Source organism: Ochrobactrum sp. WV_118_8, from assembly GCF_039631535.1.
Taxonomy (GTDB): Bacteria; Pseudomonadota; Alphaproteobacteria; order Rhizobiales; family Rhizobiaceae; genus Brucella; species Brucella anthropi.
The window spans coordinates 89208-106330 of the sequence record NZ_JBDIUZ010000006.1 but is presented as its reverse complement, the minus strand read 5'-3'; the positions used below and the strand labels follow the sequence as shown (position 1 = coordinate 106330).

Below are 17123 nucleotides of genomic sequence, written 5' to 3'. Positions count from 1 at the left end.
ACTTTGGAAGTTGGGAGTGCGATCTATGAAGAACTGAATGTTTGTAATTTGCACCCCGCTTCCGGATTTTTTCGGGAGCGGTTTTTCTTTTATAACCTGGTCAGATTTCTCCTTGAAATGGTTATGAATTACATCGGTGCAATGTTACCGATTTGGCTCTCTCCGACAACCCTTATTGTGCTACACCATATTAACGATCTTGCTTTTATAGCGGATATGTCGGGATTTTATGGGTATTTCAAGGTAGAAACCGTGGTTCTATGGCCGGTGATGCTCCTAGTGCCGCATCAGTTAATTTACCTTTTCGGTAACTTTCATAAGCGGCGAGGTATTCAATCTGTCGCTGCGCGATTCGGGCCTCCGGCAACCCTACAGCGCGATATGAAAGCGCGGGTGCCTCCGGCCAACTACGTTCGCTTCGCTCTCTTCGTGTCAATTTGCAGAAAGGAATGAACAGATCCAAACTCTGTTCGCCGGTCACTATTGACATGGACCACAACATGGACCATTTCTTACGCTAAGTATGAGCGAAATACAAAGGAACATGGACGATGCGCGTATCTGTCAGCGACGCGAAAGGCCAGCTCACCGAACTGGTAAAGCGGGCGGAAGCCGGGGATGAAGTCATTTTGACCCGTCGCGGCCATGAGATTGCACGGATCGTAGCCGTTGCGGCAGCGCCCGGGCCCAAAGGCCGACGCGCACTGATGGAAAGGGTGAGGGCAACGGCGGCGACGAAAGCATTACCCGGGGCTGATGCTGCGCGCAGCCAGGACTTTCTTTACGACGACGATGGAATGCCCATATGATCGCTGTCGATACATCCGCGCTCATGGCAATCGTGCTCAATGAGCCGAAAGGCCAAGCTTGTATGACGGCAATCGAACAGGCTGATGAGCTATTGATTTCCGCCGGAACAGTTACTGAAGCCCTCATTGTTGCTGCGCGACGTAATGTCGGCGAAGAGGTTGACGCGTTGATTTCCGGGCTCGGCTTCGAAATCGTATCCGTGACAGCCGCTTCCGCACGCCGGGTCGCCAATGCTTACGCCAGATGGGGCAAAGGCATTCACCCAGCTTCGCTCAACTATGGTGACTGCTTTTCCTATGAAGTTGCTCACGAGCACGGCTGTCCATTGCTCTATGTAGGAGACGACTTCGTTCAAACGGACCTGCGCTCGGTTCTATAGTGGTTGACTCCAACCAAAGCGATATCCGGTTAACCGGCGATGCAATGTTTCTCCCCGCTATGACTTCTTCGAGAAAGCAGCCTCGGTATTGCCTCGACCGAATGAAATAAGCTGGTTGCGCGCCTAGGATGCTTTTTTTCCCATCGGTTCCAGATTAACGCGCCTGCTAATAACAACATTTCGGCACCAGAGCCCTTTCCTTTCACAATGACTCATATCCGCACGATGCGAAGTAGTTTTGAGCATTTTGTGAATCGATATAGGCTCTAACGGTGAATGAACCGCAATACTATCCTATTCCTGGACACGCTGCCCCGGACGCCTAGCAAATTCCCGATGCCTGTGTTCGGATATTGTTCCCTGCACACTTCAAATTTGAGATCGTGCTTGATAGGATCCGCCGCGTGTGAACATCGCGGATAACGTGACCGGAGATGTCTGCATATCCCCGGCGGTCCGGGAAGAGCGCCGGGGATTTAGATGATTTGTGCGATGATGATGAACGTCGCAACACAGCACGTGCACACCATAATGACGTATCGTACGGAAAAGAGTTCGCCGAACCAATCGTCGAAACGATGATGCCGCGCTGATCCCGCCTGTTCATTGGCTTCAGTGGTGAGAAGCGCATTTAACGCTTTTGATTTATGAAAATCGAGACGACCATGCATGACCCCGCTCCTGCATATTGGGAGCGGTATTTATCATAAAGTCAAATTTCGATCATCTTTGACTTTCGTTGATCGACAAAAGTTTACGACCGTGCCGTGGTCAGACGGGTGCGGGTTGTAAAACCGTGAACAGCGCTCCACCGTCGCGATTCAGGTCCTGAATGTCCAGGAGAAGCAAGCCACCGGATTCAGGCACGGCGAGTTCTGTCTTGGTGGCGTTCATGGCTGCTGCAACTGCCTTTTTGTTTCCCCACACTTTTCCGCGCCTGGTCACATCCGGACCATCTTCAGGACTAGCGATGCTGAATTCGACTCCACCCACATCAACGCCGTCGCAAATGAGATTTCCGGTTCCATGCAACAATGTAACAGCCATCACGATTCCCTGTGTCTTAATCCAAATCATCCCAAGTCTAGCAGCTTGTCAGTTTTCAGAACCATCCTGCTTCGCTTTCAACTGCTCATTTAATGAGAGCTTGAGCCGGGCATTTTCCGCTTCCAGCTCTTCCAGTTCTTCGTCTGTCACCGGGCCGTCTTCGGTCTTGGGACTTGGCCTTTTAGCACGAGGCCGCTTTTGTGGTGATTTGGGAACGGGAGGCAAAGTAATGGTTTCATCCGCTTGCTCCTCCTTCTGCTCAGGCTTCACATTCACTGGCGGATCTTCAGGCGCCTGCGGCTCTACAGTCGACGATAACACCTCCTGAAGAGGTGCCCGTTCAGCCTGCCGGGTTGCCTTGTCACTCACTTCATCGGGATCTTTGGTCGTAACTTTGATGGAGAGTCGCGTTGGCATTATAGGATCAGGATGGAGAGCGCACTGAGGATTGCGTCCTCGTCTGCAAGCATCGAACTCGACGCTGGAAGGAGATCGGTGTCGATCTCGACCAGGAGGATGTCTCCGCCTTCTTTGTCGGCCGCATTCCCCGCGTAATGGAGAGCGTATGCCTGTGAAAGGTAGACCAGGTCGGCGTGACTGGATGCTTGCCAGTTGGAAGGCTTCTGGCCACGCGGCTTCAGTCCTTCACGCAGGATGGAATCCAGATGGATGGACGAGGTTCCGTGGCAAATCCGCATTTTATCCAGCCATCCTCGACGTCGTCACCCCATTCGTTTTCAGTTGCGCCATCAACATTGGGCCGACAGAGAAGCCCCCTGCCCTCGCCTTGTCGGTCAATGCTCGCAGATAGCCGCCTGCCGAGTTGATGTGGTTGGCGCGCTGCAAGATACACGCAATCACGACAGCGGTGTTTTCCTGCCCGAGGATGTCTAAGGCATCGGCATATGCGCTCGGCGAAACCCCGAGATAGCCACGAACCTGCGCGGCCGTCGCCATCAAGTCTCTCCAGCTCGCGATCCCGTCGACGGCGTAGTCGATTATGTCTGGGCAGGCCTTCAATATCAGGCCGAGCGGATACCCTTTCGGCGGCTCCACCGATCTAGGTTTTGGCTCAACCTCGACCCCGCTCGTTTCTGGAGCAGGTTCAAGTTCAAAATGTGAGTCTGGGTTTGATTCAGTATGTTGCCGTCCAGTATGGATATCATTGCCGTCCATATTCTGATCATTCGTAAAGGAATTCAGCGCGTTATCCACTTCGACGCGGATTGCCACCAGTTCGTCGAGAATCGTCTCCAGCTCCGTGATAGATGCTCGACGCGGAATAGCGTCTACAATGGCACGGAAACGCCTCCAGAGACCGCTCCAGTCGCCTTCAGCGACTTCTTCGACGGCAACTTCGATCAGCTTGGAGATATCGCGGCGTTGGAGCGTAATGCGCTCTCTTGTCCGCTTGATGCGTTGGGCCTCAGCACGCACCTGGTCGGCCGCCTGAGCGATCTCGTCGGCGCGAGCGAGCAATGGTGCCAAAGACAGCCCAAAAGCCTCCTCAATGTCCCCTTCCCTGCTCTTGTGGGCGTAACGCTTCCCGTTCGGGCTGTCGCGCCTCAGGATCAGGCCTGCGTCGACCAAAGAGGCTAGATTACGCCTCAGAGACGTGTCAGGCATTCCGTGAGCACGCAGCGAGAGCTGGCGGTTTGATGGGAACACGATCAGCCCGTTCTCCTCTGACAACTCGCTGTCTGGATAAAAGGACAACAGCGCCGACAAGACCGCCAACGCACGGTCATTCGTTCCCAGCACGCTCTTAGCTTCACAGATATCCTTGTAGAGCGCCCACTTATCGACCGCCCTGCCCTGCCCTTCGGATTCACGTGTGACACGTTGCGCTGCCAACGAGGCAAGCGTCATCGGTCGGCTCCCAAAGGGAGTCGTTGCATATTCTCCAGCTTGCATTTCTCTCACCTAACTGAAGGCAAAAGAGATCCGTTCGCCGCAAACGACGTCAAAACGCTTGACACGGATTCTGAGAAATGCGATTCGTTATCTTGCTAGAGAATACCGAAAGGCTTCGCAGACCGTGTGTTTGTGGGGCCTTTTCTCTTTCGCGGTTTAGTTATCTCCATTTCCTGTTTCTGATTGCCTGAACTCCTCATAGAGGACGTCCAGACGGCTCGATAGCCAGTCGCCGAAGGGTGCAGCCTTCGTGCTAGTTAGCTCGATAGCGACCTTCTTCGGCTTCTGATTCATCATAAAGCTGACCGAATTGTCTTTGGATGTCCAGGACTTAGCAGCAGGCGCAGATTGAGGCACAGTCTTCTCGCCTTTGGCCACTTCGAAGGCCTTCGAGAAACGAGTCGGGCTGTCCGCCGCCTGGAAATCCGGCGTCTTGATCAGTTCGCGAACGGCTTCGACTTTGCCATCGCCCGACATCAGCTCTGCGAGCGATGTCCATTTCGGCCTACCAACTGACTTCGCGCGCCCAATCGCATAGATGACGTCTTCAGGAATGGCTGAAGTCACCTTACCAAAATGCGAGATCGCGGCTTCAGTCAGGCCGAGGATGGGGCAGATCGCCCGCTGAGACAGCCCTACAGCCTTCAGCTGGAGTGTCCACATCGCTTGCTCGATCCAGGTCAGGCTTTCGCGAACACCATTCTCAAGGGACTGCTCTTCGATGAGCTGGCGATCCGTCAGTTCACGAACGTAGGCCTTAACCTTGATGGGGTCAGAGCGACCATCCTCCTCGTTCAGCGCCTTTATGGCTGCGAGGCGACGATAGCCGTAGGCAAGCTGATAATGCCCCGGCTTTGATGGATGCGGCCGCACCAGAACAGGGATTTTCTGGCCTTCGGAAGCAATCGAGAGCTTAAGGGCTTCGAGTTCCTCGTTGGCTTCAGCATCAGCTTCAAAACGATCCTTGAACGGAGACCGCTCGATCTTGCTGGCTTCGAGCGTGACAATGCTGTCCTCGGTCAGCTGGGTGAGCGCACGGCCGACGTTTGAGATCACTGGTGACGAATGACGTCGAGCCGCCATTGGGTTCAGGATCGCTTTATCTGCGCCTTCCCCTCCCCTAGCCTCGACATCGGCCATTTGCTTTAGAATGCTTTTTTTCATGGGTTACGTCCCCAAACTTTATGGATCAGGCTCAGGATGTCGAAATTAACGCGATCCGCGCTCTCCAAGGCCCGTTTCAGGGCTTCTCGACCCACCTCTCCAGATTCCAGCTCGTAAAGTGTCTTCTTGGCGACTGCAGCGCCCGCGATAGCCGTCGATTCCAATGCCTCAGCAACCAGAACGTCGTTCCCGAACAGGCGGCGCATTACACCAGCCATATATTTCTGCGGGCCATCGTTCGGGTTTACGCGGGTGAGCAAGAACTTGAAATGATCGTGCTCGAACTTTGCTCCGAACTGCACCAACACTTCCGACAAATCCGAGATCATTATCAGGAATTGGTTGCAGCTCGCGACGTCAAGCATTGCCGGATGAACAGTGACAATCAGGGATGTCGCCGCATATAGAGCCGCAAGCGTCGTGTAACCGAGTGAAGGCGGTGTATCGAGAATGACGATGTCGTAACGATCTTCGACTGTCTGAATTGCCTTAACCAGGCGCTCGAAGAAGAGGCCCAGCTCGTCTCGGTTTCGGTCAGCCAGATATGACGGAGTATCGAACTCGAAATCCATCAATTCCAGATTTCCCGGCACCAAGTCGACACCCGGGAAGTATGTGGAACGAATGACGTCGTACAAAGGGAGACGCTCTTCGTCATACCGCAGCGCGGCATACGCGGTCGAATTTGGTTCAAGGTCGAATTCAGGTTGAATGCCAAAAATCGACGTCAATGATGCCTGAGGGTCGAGATCTATGCACAGAACGCGATAGCCTTGCAGGCCAAGAAAGTGCGCAAGGTGGGCAGAAGTCGTCGTCTTGCTGGAGCCACCCTTGAAGTTGGATGTGGCGATAACCTGAAGCTTCTCGTTGCCACGGCGATACGGCAGCAGGCTCACGGCTTCGTCTGGACGAAGATCAGCTAGGAATTCCCGAAGTTCTTTGACTTGCTCGATGGTGTAGGTGCGACGATTGTTTTCCGCGCGATCAGGCTGAGGCCCCCTCCCCTCAATGGTGAGTTGACGCAAGGTGCTCTCAGGGACATCGAGGAGTCTGACGAGATCGAGTGTCGAAAAAGTGCGCGAGAATGACTTTCGCGAGGAAGGCGGATAAAAGGCCTCACGCATCTCCCTCAACTCAGCCGAGAGCTTGGCGGTGTAGCCTTCGATCTTTGACGCAGTGTCTGTGACGACGGAATTGTGCGACTGAAGCATTTAGTTCTCTGGACGGTTTTGAACCCGATACGGTTCACTTTCCGTCATAAGACCCGAATGCAACCGATTCTACAAGGAATTTTTCGTTAACGAGAGCTTAACGGAGGCATTGGCTGACGCTCGACTTTACAACTGTAAAGTTTTTCACAGGGTGGCCGTCGTTGCGGGCGACTTTACAGTTGTAAAGTTTTTCGAATTCTTTGCGAGCCGACGATGTGAGGAGCTGACGGTTCTAACCGAGTGCAGCAGCAAGGACAGCTTCGAATACGTCCTTTAACCTGCGCTCTTCACCACTAGCAATATGAGCGCCGAACCGACCTCATTGATTACAGGAACGCAAAAATTGAGAATATTGAAAATGGAGGGAAGGCCTTCCTCCCTCTCCTATCTCGGGCCTCTCCTATCTCGGGTTTCGCTAAAGTCGGTTTTCGACACCCTTCTTAGTGATCCGTTTGATCTCGGCTTTCATCCCCTCAAACGCCTCACCAATCATAATGGCAGCGTCTTTATCAGGCTGCCTCGAGATCTGACACTTATGCTTGATATGTAGGGCCGGAACTAGAAACCACGACATCGTGAGTGTGGTATCCCCCGTCACGCGGTCGATTTTTAGCTTGTTCAATGTGACATTGAACTCGCCGTACGGCATTGCCAAGTTGTTTGAGCCTGGCGTTTCCGGTATCAATATGGCATGAAATTACCCAGCTCCTTTCCCCGGTTGAAGGGGTTTCGTTTTCCGCGTGAAATTATTGGCTACGCTGTCTGGACCTATCACCGATTTGCGTTAAGCACGGCCGATGTGGAAGATCTTCTCGCTGAGCGTGGCGTGCTTGTCAGCCGGGAAACCGTTCGCGTCTGGATTAATCGCTTCGGCCGCCATTTTGCCGACTGTATCCGCAGGGACCGACCAAGGCCGAATGATAAATGGCACATTGATGAGGCCGTCATCACTATCGGAGGAAAGAAGTATTGGCTTTGGCGGGCAATTGATGCGGACGGCGATGTTCTTGATATTCTGGTTCAAACACGTCGTAACACCAAGGCTGCCAAACGCTTTTTCTCCAGACTGGTGAAGCAATTCGGTCAACCACGTGTCGTCGTGACGGATAAGCTGCGCAGTTACATTAAGCCAATACAAAATCTTTCACCAGATGCGGATCATCGGGCTCATAAAGGCCTGAATAACGCCATCGAAGTCTCGCATAGGCCAACGCGAAAACGGGAAAAGATATTTGGGCGGTTCAAGTCAGCGCGACATGCGCAAAGGTTCCTTGCCGCTCACGATCAGATTAATCTGATTTTCCGTCCACATCGCCATAAACTCACAGCTTGTTCCTACCGCCATGCACGTATCGATGCATTTGCATTATGGCACGACTACACTGCTGAAATGAACGCATGAGCAAAAGCTCAACGGGGTCGTGCCGCCTACCTCAAATAACTTGGCAATACCGTCGGAGCACCATCTGGTATTGGAGCGCTCGACGGTGACTTGTCCGTCGTGTCTGCGTTCACCGGCAGCTCCGGTATGGCGCTGAAGGAGCAGATCATGCCGCTTCATCACGCGATAAACACGTTTGGCGTTCGGCCATGAACAGCCCTGTTCACGGGCCTTGCGCCGCAGAATGGCATGAACGCGCCGATAGCCATAGGTCGACATTTCTTCAATGACCGCCTTGATCTGAGCAACCAGATCAGCGTCGGGAAGCGGAGGTCTCCCTCGGGCTTTGGAAAGGGTGCCTGTGGCTCGCGCCGCGATATTCGACCGGGCAACACCTAGCGTCTCGCATAACGTTTTCATCGCAAAACGTCCTTCGGCAGCGAGATTGAGTGCAGCATCCGTTTTTTTGGGCCGTTGGCGATTTCGAGGGCCTCCTTGAGAATTTCCCCCTCCATCGTTTTCTTGCCCAGCAGGCGCTGTAATTCCTTCACCTGAGCCTGAAGCGCCCGGTATTCCGAGGCAGGGACAACCTCCTCTTCGGCTGCCGTTGCAACCAATGCACCCTGTGACGCAAGTTTGCGCCACGCGAACAGTTGGTTAGGCGCAATGCCATGACGACGCGCGACCACACTGACCGTTGCGTCCGTCTCGTAGGTTTCGTGGACAATTGCAAGCTTCTCCGCTGTACTCCAGCGTCGACGCCGCTCAGGGCCGGAAAGAATTTCCATCTTAATGCTATTACCAGTCATAATGTGAACAGTAGTCCTATCACTTATTTAAGTGGGAGAAACTGTCCGGGAAATTAGGGGGCTATTCCAGAACCCGCCTTTTATGAAGTTGTTTTAGTTGTCGTTAGGTAGGCCCTGAAGTTCTCTCGCAGCCGACACTGCAATCGACATGAATGCCTTCATGTGGGATGTTACACGGTTTGCTTTCCAGGCGAGGACGATTGTTACCGGAGGTGGTTCGTCTTCGATCTTCAGGAAGGCGACGCCGGATATCTGCAGATTTCGTGCGGTGGCGGGGACGATTGCGATCCCCATTCCCGCGCTGACTAGGCCGACGACCGTATGAACCTGCGTCGCTTTTTGCGAAACGATGGGTGAAAAGCCCGCGTTTTCGCACATTGTGACAATGGATGTATTGAAAAGGGGGCTAGTTTCTCGTGGAAACAGGACAAAGCTCTCATTTGTCAATCGCGCCAATGACGTGCTCTTTACGGATGCGAGCGGATTGAACGCTGGCACCGCAACCAGAAAATCTTCTTCAAGTACTGGAAGAGTTTCGATGCCGCTTGCGTATTTGGCGGGCCGTGTAATTCCAATATCTATCGCACCGAGCGGCAAGCTGTTGATCTGCTCGGCAATTCCCATCTCCTTCAGTTCCAGATTCACTTCCGGAAAGCGATCGTGAAAGCGGCGAAGTAATCGCGGTAAGAAGCCATAGCTGGACGAATGGATAAAACCGACAGAAAGGCGACCAAGTTCGCCTTTGCCTGCGCGCCTTGCGTCAATTTCCGCTTGTTCCATTTCCTTCAAGATTGATCGGGCTCGATCCAGCATCAGTTCACCGGCAGGCGTTAGTTCCACGCGTCTCTGCGTTCGTGCGAAAAGCATAGTTCCAAGGTTTGCTTCGATTTGCTGGATCTGCCGAGAGAGGGCAGGCTGCGCGATACGAAGACGAGCCGCAGCACGCCCGAAATGAAGTTCTTCGGATACCGCTTGAATATAGCGTAACTGTCGCGCGTCCAACATATTGATACCTCTAAGTTATCAATAATTGCTCTATTATGTATTAGACGTCAAGTTTTCTAGCTTCTAGGTTCCTCTCATCATAAAGGTGCGGAGGCACCAAGGGAGGTTCCATTGCTAGGGTTTCGTGTCGCGGACGACTTTCGTCGTCCGGCAAATGATCTTGTCGAAAAATTCCGGGTTATCCCAACCGCTATCATCAGCGACAACATGAACCGTGTGTTTGCAGGTGGTTCGGGTCTTCGACCGTTCCATGGTGATAACGTAATGTGCGGTAGTGCTTTGACGGTGCGCACGCGGCCTGGCGACAACCTCATGGTTCACAAGGCACTCGATATCGCCAAACCCGGTGACATCATCGTCGTGGATGCCAGCGGCGACATGACCAATGCGATCATCGGCGAAATCATGCTTCGCTATGCCATGTCTCGTTCGCTTGGTGGCTTCGTCATCGACGGTGCGATCCGTGACACGTCGGCGATCCTCTCTGCAGGATTTCCGGTTTTTGCGAGCGGCGTGACGCATCGCGGTCCCTACAAGGATGGGCCCGGCGAGATCGGTGTTCCTGTTTCTGTTGGTGGTATGGTCGTTTCCTCCGGTGATATCGTGATTGGAGACACTGACGGACTCATCGCTGTCCCCCAAAGCCATGCTGAAGAGATTCTGGTACTTGCGACCGCTCAACAGGATCGGGAGGCGGCGATCCTGCAAAGCATTGCAGATGGTACGATCGATCGCAGCTGGATCGACCAGACGCTGAAATCTAAAGGGGTTTGACACCCATGGCCTATCAAGCCTCTTATCTGGTCGAGTTTAGCCGGAATGTGCTGGTCGCTAATGGAGCACCACAACACGTTGCACTCGCCGTTGCGCAAAATCTCGTCGAGGCGGATCTGCGCGGCGTCAGTTCGCATGGTGTAGTGCGGCTCGGCATTTACCTGAGGCGCATTGCCGAGGGCATGGTCGATCCGCAGGCCGAGCCGGAACTGGTCACGGACAGCGGCGCGATGGGGCTTCTGGATGGCCGCAATAATTTTGGCGCCTATGTTGGCGACCGTGCACTCGCCATCGCCATGGACCGTTCAAAAGAGCGTGGCGCTTGCATTCTCGGTGTTTCACGGTCCAACCATTTCGGAACCGGTGCATCTTATGTCAAGAAAGCCGTCGCGCGTGGTCTGGCCCTGATCGTTATGTCGAACGCATCGCAGACCATGCCACCGACCGGTGGTGTGCGACCTTTCGTGGGAACGAACCCTATCGCGTTCGGCTTTCCAACCGGCGGCGAGGTTCCGTTCATTCTGGATATGGCGACCAGCCTCGTGGCACGCGGCAAGATTATCGTCGCAGCCAGCAAGGGCGAAGAAATACCCTTGGGCTGGGCGGTCGATAGGCAAGGCAATCCGACGACGGATGCCAATGTGGCGCTTGATGGCGCGGTGCTGCCGATGGGCGGGCCTAAAGGCTTCGGCCTCTCAATGGCAATCGATATTCTGTGCGGCGTTTTGACCGGAGCGGGTTTCGGACCGTCCGTCAACAATATGTACGATAACTGGCAGGACCCGCAGAATGTCGGGCACATGTTCATCGCGATCGATATCGAGCGTTTCATGCCGCTATCGGCATTCCGGGTCAGGCTCGACGGATACATCGAACAATTGAAAGCAGAACCACGTGCCGAAGGCACAGACGAGATCCTTCATGCCGGTGAACTGGAGCATCGCGCCAAGCAGAAGAGGCTACGCGAAGGCATTGTCTTGCCTGCAAAAGTCGAACAGGAACTAGAGAGTTTGGGCGCACCCTATGGGATCGAGCTGCGCCGTTAGCGCTTACGGGAGGAAAGAATGAAATCGTTTACATACCACATCCCCACGCAGATCGAATTCGGCAATGGCCTGATCGCCAAGCTTCCGAGCTATGTGCGCAGCCTGAAGGCGAGCCGTGCAATTGTGGTTGGTGATCCTGGCGTCGAACGCGCCGGGCTGGTGGAGAAAGTCAGCTCCATCCTGAAGGCAGGCGGTATCGCGACGGTTGTATTTACCGATGTCGAAAGCGATCCGGCGACAAGGTCAGTTGACGAAGGCGTTGTCCTTGGCAAAGATCACAAAGCCGACGTTGTCGTCGGTATCGGCGGTGGCAGCGCTCTCGATACGGCGAAGGCCATCGGCCTCATGCTGACCAATAAGGGCAATATTCGGGATTATGTCGGTATCGACAAGGTGCCGCTTGCCGGTGCTCCGGTCATCGCGGTTCCAACCACGGCCGGAACGGGAAGCGAACTGACCATCTGGTCGGTGCTCTCCGACAAGGTTCAAAAGGTCAAGATCAGCGTCGGCAGCACACTGAACTGCGCCAAGATCGCGCTCCTCGATCCGGAACTGACACTGTCCCTGCCTTCCGCGATCACGGCGACGACAGGCATGGACGCGCTGACGCATGCGCTCGAATCTTACGTCAATACGGCAACTCAGCCAATTTCCGAGGCGATGTCGGAACAGGCAATGGTCTTGATTGCCAAGAGCCTGCGAACTGCTGTCAACGACGGTTCCAACCTTGAAGCGCGCGGCGACATGCTGCTCGCGAGTACAATTGCAGCTATGGCGTTCAACAACACACGCCTCGGCGTTGTACACGCCTTTGCCATGCCGCTTGGTGCGAAATTCGGTATTCCGCATGGACTGGTCAACGCGATCATGCTGCCTGAGGTGATGCGCTTCAACCATCTGTCCAACGCGAAGAAATTCGCGCGGATCGCCGAGATTTTCGGCGAGGATATCAGTGGTCTCTCCGCCGAGCAAGCCGCCCTGCTTTCGGTCGATGCGATCAGCAAGTTGAGAGCCGATGTGGGCATCAGCGCCAAGTTGAGCAATTTCGGCGTCACGCCAGAGCGTTTAGATGAAGTGGTCGAGGAAGCGTTGCAGTCCGGCAATGTGCCGGTCAATCCTCGCCAGCCGACGCATGACGATATGCGTGCCCTGCTGCAGGCCGAATTGAACTGATCGATAGTGGAAGAAAATCATGAGCGACATGTTGAACTGGTTGCGCGGTAACACCGGCGCGACCTACGGAAACTTTATCGGCGGCGAATGGCGGGCACCAAAGAGCGATACCGCCAAGATCTACAATCCGGCGCTGCGCGATCAGTGCCTGGGTTCATTTGCAAACAGCGAAGAGACGGATGTCGACGAAGCGGTCAAGGTCGCGCACGAAGCCGGGCTTTCCTGGCGTAACGTGCCGGGACCCGAGCGCGGTGCGATCCTGTTCCGCGCCGCAGATATCCTGGAACAGCGTCTGGACGAATTAGCGTTTATCCTTGCCGCCGAGCAGGGCAAGGTCTTGGCAGAGGCACGTGGCGAAGTCGGTCGCGCGGCCAAGGAGATGCGCTTTTGCGCCGGTGAGGCGAGCCGCATCGACGGCGATGTGCTGCCGAGCGAAAAGCGCAATGGTCTGGCCATGACTTTGCGGGAGCCGATCGGTGTTGTTGCTGCGATCGGCCCATGGAATTTTCCGGTTGTCACGCCCGTCCGCAAGATCGCGCCTGCTCTTGCCTATGGCTGCTCGGTCGTTCTGAAGCCGTCGAACCTGACGCCGTGGTCGGCGGTCAAGCTTATGGACGTCTTCAAGGATGCAGGCGTTCCGGCAGGCGTTGTCAGTCTTGTTCTCGGCAGTGGCCGCAAGGTCGGCGAAGCGCTGATCCGCCACAAGCTGGTCAAAGGTGTGAGCTTCACCGGATCGACCGGCGTTGGTGCGGCCATCAGCGCCGAAGCAGGCAAGTCGTTTGTGCGTACTCAGCTTGAGCTTGGCGGAAAGAATGCAGCAATCGTCTTCGATTATGCATCGGCTGAAACCGTCGCAAAGCAGATCGGCGCTGCCGCGTTCCAGTGCACTGGGCAGCGATGCACGGCCGTCAGCCGCGTTATCGTACTGGAAGATCGCGCCGCAGAGATTATCGAGGCGCTGCGGGCAGAAATGGCTACGATCAAGGTCGGCCCGGCCTGGGAGCAGGGCGCCACGATGGGGCCGATGATCACGGCCGATCAGAAATCATCAGTTCGGCAATACATCGATATTGGTAAAAACGAAGGTGCCAAGCTGGTCGCCGGAGGAGGTTCGCTGGAAGATGGGGACTTCGCTCAGGGTCATTTTGTCGAGCCGACGCTTTTCACCGACGTGGCCGCGGGTTCACGGCTCGCGCTTGAAGAAGTGTTCGGCCCTGTACTATCGGTCATCAAGGCCCGGTCTGTAGATGACGCCATCAGAATCGCCAACGAGGTCGATTACGGTCTAGCCGCATCTGTTTACACCCGCGATGTCGATCTGGCTTTGCGCTTCGTGCGCGAATCCGAAACCGGCATGGTCCATGTCAACCACGGCACGGCCAGCGAGGCGCATATGCCTTTTGGAGGGGTCAAAGCATCTGGCTTCGGCGCTTACTCAATTGGCCATTCAAACCAGGAGTTCTTCACCACAATGAAGAGTGCCTATTTCCAAAGCTGAAATTCAATAACGGGAGGATTGAAATGACGTTTATCAAGCAAGTTGGGCTGGCATTGACCATCAGCGGCCTCATGGCGTCTTCGGCCATGGCGGAGACAGTGCTGCGGCTTGGACATGTATGGCCGAATTCTGAAATTCACGCCGCTGCCGCTCAGAAATTTGCGGACGATGTGAAGGCCGCTACGAACGGTGAAGTGCGTATCGACATTCACGGCAACAGCACGCTGGGAAGCGATCGTGAATTGCTCGAGGGCATCAAGTTCATGACCAACGACATCTGGGTCGGCGGTGCGGGCGTTCTGTCGACAGCGTCTGAAACGGCGCGTATCTTTACGCTTCCGTTCATGATCCGCGACATTAACCACTACAACGCGGTTTATGACGGTGAGGTTGGCAAGAAAATCACGGACGGCATCCGTAAAGAATCCGGTTATGAGGTCGTGTCCTACTGGCTGCGTGGTCCGCGCTGGTTGACCACGAAAAAGGCGATCAACAAGCCGGAAGACCTGTCGGGCCTCAAGATCCGCGTGCCGGATAGCCCTGTCACGGTCAAGTCATGGAATCAGCTGGGTTCTGCGGCAACTCCGATGAACTTCGGCGAAGTTTTCAATGCGCTCCAGCAGGGCGTCATCGACGGCCAGGAAAATCCGCTGTCTCTGATCGTTTCCTCGCAGTTTGCGCAGGTGGTGAAGTTCCTGATCCGCACCGAACATGCCTATGAGCCGGTTGTCGTGGTCATGGATGCCAAGCGTCTTGCAGCCATGCCGGAGGAACAGCGCAAGGCAATCATGGATGCGGCGAATGGCGCTGCAAAGAAGTACTCCTTGGATGAGGTTCTGAAGGGTGAGCAGAACTTTGTGAGGACGCTTCAGGACGCTGGAATGACGCTTGTCGAACCCGACAAGAAGCCCTTCCAGCAGAAGGTCAGTGCGGATTTCGTGAAGGCCAACTTCCCGGCTGTATCCGAGCTCTACAATACGGTTGCGGGTGCTGGAGTGCCTGCCGCAAAGTAAGGCCGTATAACATACTAGGGAGGAATATATGAAGCATTCCGCGTCCGAAGAAGCCTTGCCGGGCCTTCGGCCGGTTCAGGAAGATCATCGCCCGAGATGGGCGGTGATCCGCTGGATCGATCGATTGAACGAGCTTGTGCTTAATATTCTAGCTTTGACTCTCGGCGTACTCGCTTTGCTTGGTATCGCGCAGGTCATTGCCCGCTATATCATCGGTTCACCTTTGACATGGTCGGAAGAGGTCATCCGCTTCGCGCTGATCTGGAGCGTTTTTCTAGGCGCGGGCATCGTGGTGCGGCACGGGATGCTGGTTGCCGTCGAGGCGATCTATCTGGTCGCACCGTCCAAGCTAGCAAGGGCCATCGGCTTCATCAGCCTAGGCATATCCGGATTTTTCTGGGTAGTGCTGATGTATTACGGCTGGACCGTACGCGGGATGGTTGGAAGCCTCATGTCAGGTTCGCTCGAACTGCCGATGAGCATTGTCTATCTCGCCATTCCTGCCGGTGCTGCGCTCGCGCTCATCAATACAATCGTCGTTGCGATCGACCCGCCTGAGCAGGTCATCACGCAAGCCGCAAGCTAGGGGCGCGCCATGTATCCGATAGCCATCGGCTTCTCACTTTTCGCATTCTTTATTCTGGCAGTTCCCATCGCGATCACGCTCGCGATGACGTCGGCCATCACCATGTATAGCTCTGGAATTCCATTGCAGGCCATGGTTCAGCGCATGTTCGCCGCGCTGGATTCCTTTCCGCTGACCGCCATACCTTTCTTCGTACTCGCTGGCGCGTTGATGGAAGTGAGCGGGATTTCGACCCGTCTCGTCAATTTCGCCCAGGCTCTTGTCGGGCGCGCAACAGGCGGTCTCGGTCTCGTGGCCGTCATGTCGGCGATGTTCTTCGCCGCTATTTCCGGTTCGAGCGCTGCGACCACGGCGGCTATCGGCGGGATCCTTATCCCGGCTATGTCCAGACGCGGCTATCCACGTCCGTTCGCAACCTCGGTGCAGGCCTCTTCCGGTGAACTGGGCGTCATCATCCCGCCGTCCGTTCCGATGATCATCTTCGCCTTGACGGCTGGCGTCCCGGTCTCGATCGGCGATCTCTTCCTTGCCGGTATTTTCCCAGGCTTTCTGGTCGCCGGTGGCCTGATGTTCACCGTCTACATCATCAGTAAGCGGAACGGTTACGGTAAGACGCAGGGGCAAGACGGTCTGCTTCCCGGTGAGCGTGACGGAGTGTGGAAGAGCTTCAAGGCTGCCATTCTTCCGCTCATGCTACCGGTCATGATCCTTGGTGGCATCTATGGCGGTATTTTTACGCCGACCGAAGCAGCGGCTGCTGCAGTCGGTTTTGCATTGGTTGTCGGTGGTCTGATTTTCCGCAGCATCAGCTTCGATGGCCTGATGACCGCGCTTCGATCTTCGCTTCTCAACACGGTCGTGGTGCTGCTGATTATCTCTGCGGCCAGCGTGTTCGGCTGGGTGCTGACTGCAAACCGTATTCCTGAAATGGTGTCTCAGTTCTTCATCGCGATCTCCGACAACCCGTTGGTATTCTTGGCGCTGATTAACCTGATGCTGCTGATAGTCGGCATGTTTCTCGAAACCGGAGCTGCGATCACCATTCTTGCTCCGATCCTGACGCCGGTTGCGGTGAAGCTTGGCATAGATCCGCTTCACTTCGGTATCGTCATGATCGTCAATCTTGCTGTCGGCATGACCACACCGCCAGTCGGGGTCAACCTGTTCGTCGCCTGTCAGATCGCGGGATTGAGAGTGGAGCAAATTCTGAAGAGCATGCTGCCGTTCTATGCGGCACTGCTGATTTGCCTGGCGATTATCACCTACCTTCCCGAACTAAGTCTATGGTTGCCAACCGCACTCAAATAGCGGTT

The 17123-nt window shown here is 55.0% G+C and carries 18 protein-coding genes and 1 pseudogene; 10 read left to right on the top strand and 9 right to left on the bottom strand.

Features of this window, described 5'->3' with window-relative positions:
* The first annotated feature begins 551 nt into the window (after positions 1–551).
* Together ABDF71_RS26295 and ABDF71_RS26290 are read left to right on the top strand one after the other, a co-directional pair.
* Entirely contained in the window at positions 552–809 is a 258-nt protein-coding gene (locus ABDF71_RS26295; protein WP_151610729.1) for a type II toxin-antitoxin system Phd/YefM family antitoxin, read from the top strand.
* Positions 806–1189: a type II toxin-antitoxin system VapC family toxin gene (locus ABDF71_RS26290; protein ID WP_151610730.1), complete on the top strand. Its 384-nt coding sequence runs from the start codon at positions 806–808 to the stop codon at positions 1187–1189. The genes ABDF71_RS26295 and ABDF71_RS26290 overlap by 4 nt, the downstream gene beginning before the upstream one ends.
* A gap of 476 nt (positions 1190–1665) precedes the next feature.
* Here the strand turns inward: ABDF71_RS26290 and ABDF71_RS26285 are convergent, their stop codons facing one another.
* The 7 genes from ABDF71_RS26285 to repA all read right to left on the bottom strand — a co-directional run bounded on the left by ABDF71_RS26285 (position 1666) and on the right by repA (position 6525).
* The gene (locus ABDF71_RS26285) at positions 1666–1860 is read right to left on the bottom strand and encodes a hypothetical protein (RefSeq protein ID WP_152850198.1); all 195 of its coding nucleotides are present in this window, start codon (positions 1858–1860) and stop codon (positions 1666–1668) included.
* Between the two features lie 100 nt (positions 1861–1960).
* Positions 1961–2236, bottom strand: a complete 276-nt coding sequence (locus tag ABDF71_RS26280) for a hypothetical protein (protein WP_231771638.1) — start codon at positions 2234–2236, stop codon at positions 1961–1963.
* 48 nt (positions 2237–2284) lie between these two features.
* Positions 2285–2653, bottom strand: a complete 369-nt coding sequence (locus ABDF71_RS26275; RefSeq protein WP_231771639.1) for a superantigen-like protein SSL4 — start codon at positions 2651–2653, stop codon at positions 2285–2287.
* On the bottom strand, positions 2653–2934 hold the full coding sequence (locus ABDF71_RS26270; RefSeq protein ID WP_192799570.1) for a hypothetical protein: 282 nt from the start codon (positions 2932–2934) through the stop codon (positions 2653–2655). The genes ABDF71_RS26275 and ABDF71_RS26270 overlap by 1 nt, the downstream gene beginning before the upstream one ends.
* 1 nt (position 2935) lies before the next feature.
* Positions 2936–4150, bottom strand: a complete 1215-nt coding sequence (repC, locus tag ABDF71_RS26265) for a plasmid replication protein RepC (RefSeq protein WP_500062002.1) — start codon at positions 4148–4150, stop codon at positions 2936–2938.
* A gap of 156 nt (positions 4151–4306) precedes the next feature.
* Positions 4307–5314: a plasmid partitioning protein RepB gene (repB, locus tag ABDF71_RS26260; protein WP_011983085.1), complete on the bottom strand. Its 1008-nt coding sequence runs from the start codon at positions 5312–5314 to the stop codon at positions 4307–4309.
* Positions 5311–6525, bottom strand: coding sequence for a plasmid partitioning protein RepA (gene repA, locus ABDF71_RS26255; protein ID WP_151610496.1), 1215 nt, complete (start codon positions 6523–6525; stop codon positions 5311–5313). Before repA ends, repB begins: the two co-directional genes overlap by 4 nt.
* 691 nt (positions 6526–7216) lie before the next feature.
* On the opposite strand from repA, the gene ABDF71_RS26250 reads away from it, so the two are divergent.
* Entirely contained in the window at positions 7217–7927 is a 711-nt protein-coding gene (locus tag ABDF71_RS26250; protein ID WP_151610497.1) for an IS6 family transposase, read from the top strand.
* A gap of 24 nt (positions 7928–7951) precedes the next feature.
* Here ABDF71_RS26250 and ABDF71_RS26245 read toward each other — a convergent pair.
* A pseudogene (locus ABDF71_RS26245) lies at positions 7952–8715 on the bottom strand (transposase); the annotation flags it as partial.
* A gap of 93 nt (positions 8716–8808) precedes the next feature.
* Complete coding sequence (locus tag ABDF71_RS26240) at positions 8809–9720, bottom strand: LysR family transcriptional regulator (RefSeq protein ID WP_151610498.1); 912 nt, start codon at positions 9718–9720, stop codon at positions 8809–8811.
* A 111-nt stretch (positions 9721–9831) separates the two neighbouring features.
* Here ABDF71_RS26240 and ABDF71_RS26235 point away from each other — a divergent pair, with 111 nt between their 5' ends.
* From ABDF71_RS26235 to ABDF71_RS26205, 7 genes are read left to right on the top strand one after another with little or no spacing between them, the layout of a single operon-like run.
* Positions 9832–10494, top strand: a complete 663-nt coding sequence (locus ABDF71_RS26235; RefSeq protein ID WP_151610499.1) for an RraA family protein — start codon at positions 9832–9834, stop codon at positions 10492–10494.
* Between the two features lie 5 nt (positions 10495–10499).
* A complete protein-coding gene (locus tag ABDF71_RS26230; protein ID WP_500062001.1) occupies positions 10500–11540 on the top strand; it encodes an Ldh family oxidoreductase in 1041 nt (346 codons plus the stop codon).
* Positions 11541–11558: 18 nt separating this feature from the next.
* Positions 11559–12713, top strand: a complete 1155-nt coding sequence (locus ABDF71_RS26225) for an iron-containing alcohol dehydrogenase (RefSeq protein WP_151610501.1) — start codon at positions 11559–11561, stop codon at positions 12711–12713.
* Positions 12714–12732: 19 nt separating this feature from the next.
* Positions 12733–14211, top strand: coding sequence for an aldehyde dehydrogenase family protein (locus ABDF71_RS26220; RefSeq protein ID WP_151610502.1), 1479 nt, complete (start codon positions 12733–12735; stop codon positions 14209–14211).
* Positions 14212–14234: 23 nt separating this feature from the next.
* Complete coding sequence (locus ABDF71_RS26215) at positions 14235–15224, top strand: TRAP transporter substrate-binding protein (RefSeq protein ID WP_151610503.1); 990 nt, start codon at positions 14235–14237, stop codon at positions 15222–15224.
* 28 nt (positions 15225–15252) lie between these two features.
* The gene (locus tag ABDF71_RS26210) at positions 15253–15810 is read left to right on the top strand and encodes a TRAP transporter small permease (protein WP_151610504.1); all 558 of its coding nucleotides are present in this window, start codon (positions 15253–15255) and stop codon (positions 15808–15810) included.
* Positions 15811–15819: 9 nt separating this feature from the next.
* The gene (locus tag ABDF71_RS26205) at positions 15820–17118 is read left to right on the top strand and encodes a TRAP transporter large permease (RefSeq protein ID WP_151610505.1); all 1299 of its coding nucleotides are present in this window, start codon (positions 15820–15822) and stop codon (positions 17116–17118) included.
* Positions 17119–17123: the final 5 nt, after the last annotated feature.

Bases quoted from the DNA above. Each gene is read 5' to 3' on its own strand.
- ABDF71_RS26215 (WP_151610503.1), top strand. From the start codon at position 14,235: ATGACGTTTATCAAGCAAGTTGGGCTGGCATTGACCATCAGCGGCCTC.
- ABDF71_RS26275 (WP_231771639.1), bottom strand. From the start codon at position 2,653: ATGCCAACGCGACTCTCCATCAAAGTTACGACCAAAGATCCCGATGAA.
- ABDF71_RS26220 (WP_151610502.1), top strand. From the start codon at position 12,733: ATGAGCGACATGTTGAACTGGTTGCGCGGTAACACCGGCGCGACCTAC.
- ABDF71_RS26280 (WP_231771638.1), bottom strand. From the start codon at position 2,236: ATGGCTGTTACATTGTTGCATGGAACCGGAAATCTCATTTGCGACGGC.
- repA (WP_151610496.1), bottom strand. From the start codon at position 6,525: ATGCTTCAGTCGCACAATTCCGTCGTCACAGACACTGCGTCAAAGATC.
- ABDF71_RS26270 (WP_192799570.1), bottom strand. From the start codon at position 2,934: ATGCGGATTTGCCACGGAACCTCGTCCATCCATCTGGATTCCATCCTG.
- ABDF71_RS26250 (WP_151610497.1), top strand. From the start codon at position 7,217: ATGAAATTACCCAGCTCCTTTCCCCGGTTGAAGGGGTTTCGTTTTCCG.
- ABDF71_RS26210 (WP_151610504.1), top strand. From the start codon at position 15,253: ATGAAGCATTCCGCGTCCGAAGAAGCCTTGCCGGGCCTTCGGCCGGTT.
- repB (WP_011983085.1), bottom strand. From the start codon at position 5,314: ATGAAAAAAAGCATTCTAAAGCAAATGGCCGATGTCGAGGCTAGGGGA.
- ABDF71_RS26230 (WP_500062001.1), top strand. From the start codon at position 10,500: ATGGCCTATCAAGCCTCTTATCTGGTCGAGTTTAGCCGGAATGTGCTG.
- ABDF71_RS26285 (WP_152850198.1), bottom strand. From the start codon at position 1,860: ATGCATGGTCGTCTCGATTTTCATAAATCAAAAGCGTTAAATGCGCTT.
- ABDF71_RS26290 (WP_151610730.1), top strand. From the start codon at position 806: ATGATCGCTGTCGATACATCCGCGCTCATGGCAATCGTGCTCAATGAG.
- ABDF71_RS26225 (WP_151610501.1), top strand. From the start codon at position 11,559: ATGAAATCGTTTACATACCACATCCCCACGCAGATCGAATTCGGCAAT.
- ABDF71_RS26295 (WP_151610729.1), top strand. From the start codon at position 552: ATGCGCGTATCTGTCAGCGACGCGAAAGGCCAGCTCACCGAACTGGTA.
- ABDF71_RS26205 (WP_151610505.1), top strand. From the start codon at position 15,820: ATGTATCCGATAGCCATCGGCTTCTCACTTTTCGCATTCTTTATTCTG.
- repC (WP_500062002.1), bottom strand. From the start codon at position 4,150: ATGCAAGCTGGAGAATATGCAACGACTCCCTTTGGGAGCCGACCGATG.
- ABDF71_RS26240 (WP_151610498.1), bottom strand. From the start codon at position 9,720: ATGTTGGACGCGCGACAGTTACGCTATATTCAAGCGGTATCCGAAGAA.